The 1,689-nt window shown below is 68.9% G+C and carries 1 protein-coding gene; it reads left to right on the top strand.

Annotation, left to right across the window (positions count from 1 at the left end; translation table 11 throughout):
* Nucleotides 1-217 precede the first annotated feature (217 nt).
* A complete protein-coding gene (locus tag IE294_RS46610; protein WP_189895369.1) occupies nucleotides 218-1,660 on the top strand; it encodes an aldehyde dehydrogenase in 1,443 nt (480 codons plus the stop codon).
* Nucleotides 1,661-1,689: the final 29 nt, after the last annotated feature.

Genomic DNA, 1,689 nt, shown 5'->3' with positions numbered 1-1,689 from the left:
GGCGCCGGGGTCGGCGGCGAGCATGCGGGCTCCGGTGGTCAGGACGGCTTCCAGGTTGCGTGCAGCGTCGGCCCTCATCCCTTAAGAGTATCCCCAGTGAGGCCAATCTGAACTCTCCCACCACGCTTATGTGCATCTAACCAAGGCAAGTGCTACATTGAAGTGGCGGTTGGACGAAAGGTCCGAACGAACCGAGAGCACGGAAGAGAGAAATCGCATGATCACCTACGACCGGCTTTTCATCGCAGGCTCCTGGGTCGAGCCGAGCAGCCCGGAGCTGCTCGACATCGCCTCCCCGCACGACCAGTCGGTGGTCGGCCGTGCCGCCCAGGCGCGGCCGGCGGACATCGACCGTGCGGTGGCCGCGGCACGGAAGTCGTTCGACGGAGGCGAGTGGCGTCTGACCCCGCCGGCGGAGCGGATCGCGGTCCTGCGGCGCTTCAACGCGCTGCGCGAGGAGAACGCGGAGAAGGTCGCACAGCTGATCTCGCTGGAGAACGGTTCGGCCGGCTGGTTCACCCGCGCCGGACAGCCCGGCCTGACCAGGCAGGCGAACGCCTATCTGAAGGCGGCGGAGGAGTTCGGCTGGGAGGAGACGCTCGTCCCCTCCGACCCGGCGTCCCCGGTGCGCAGCGTTGTGCGCCGTGAGGCGGTCGGCGTCGTGGCCGCGGTGATCCCGTGGAACTCGCCGTTCTCCTCGGCCACCTCCAAGATCATCCCCGCGCTGGTCGCGGGCAACTCCGTGGTCCTCAAGGTCTCCCCGGAGAACTCGCTGAGCATGGGCTTCCTGGCCGAGCTGCTGGAGCGGGTGGGCCTGCCCGAGGGCGTGATCAGCGTCCTGCCCGCGGACCGGGAGACCAGCGAGTACCTGGTCTCGCACCCGGACGTCGACAAGATCGCCTTCACCGGCTCCACGCGGGCCGGCCGTCGCATCGCCTCGATCGCCGGTGAGCAGCTCAAGCGGGTCAGCCTGGAGCTGGGCGGCAAGTCCGCCGCCATCATCCTGCCGGACGCCGACATCGAGAAGGCGGTCGCGGGCCTGAAGTTCGCCTCCCTGCTCAACAACGCCGAGTCCTGCATCGCCCAGACCCGCGTCCTGGCCCCCCGCGAGAAGTACGAGGAGGTCGTGACCGCGCTGAAGGAGCTGGTGGAGTCCCTGAAGGTCGGCGACCCGAACGATCCCGACACCTTCATCGGCCCGATGATCCGCCCCGACCAGCAGCAGCGGGTGCGCGACTACATCCAGCTCGGCATCGAGGAAGGCGCCCGTCTGGTCACCGGCGGCCCGCAGATCCCCGAGGGCCTGGAGAAGGGCAACTACGTCACGCCCACCGTCTTCGCCGACGTCGACAACTCCATGCGGATCGCGCAGGAGGAGATCTTCGGCCCGGTCCTGGTGGTCATCGCCTACGACGACGAGGACGACGCCGTCCGCATCGCCAACGACTCCGAGTACGGCCTCTCCGGCGGTGTCTGGTCCTCCGACGAGGAACACGCCCTGGCGGTCGCCCGCCGGGTCCGCACCGGCACCATCACGGTCAACGGCGCCTCCGTCGGCTTCGACGGCCCGTTCGGCGGCTTCAAGGCCAGCGGCATCGGCCGCGAGTACGGCGCGGTCGGCCTCGGCACCTACACCGAATACAAGACCATCACCGTCTGACTCCGGTCGTACGGCCCCGACGACGGCGA

The sequence above is a fragment of the Streptomyces canarius genome (assembly GCF_014650735.1).
In the GTDB taxonomy this organism is placed as follows: domain Bacteria; phylum Actinomycetota; class Actinomycetes; order Streptomycetales; family Streptomycetaceae; genus Streptomyces; species Streptomyces olivaceoviridis.
Note: the sequence above shows the minus strand (reverse complement) of the source record. Positions and strands in the feature narration are given on the sequence as shown.

What these genes read in the sequence shown, in the direction of transcription:
- IE294_RS46610 (WP_189895369.1), top strand. Translation starts at nt 218, where the DNA reads ATGATCACCTACGACCGGCTTTTCATCGCAGGCTCCTGGGTCGAGCCG.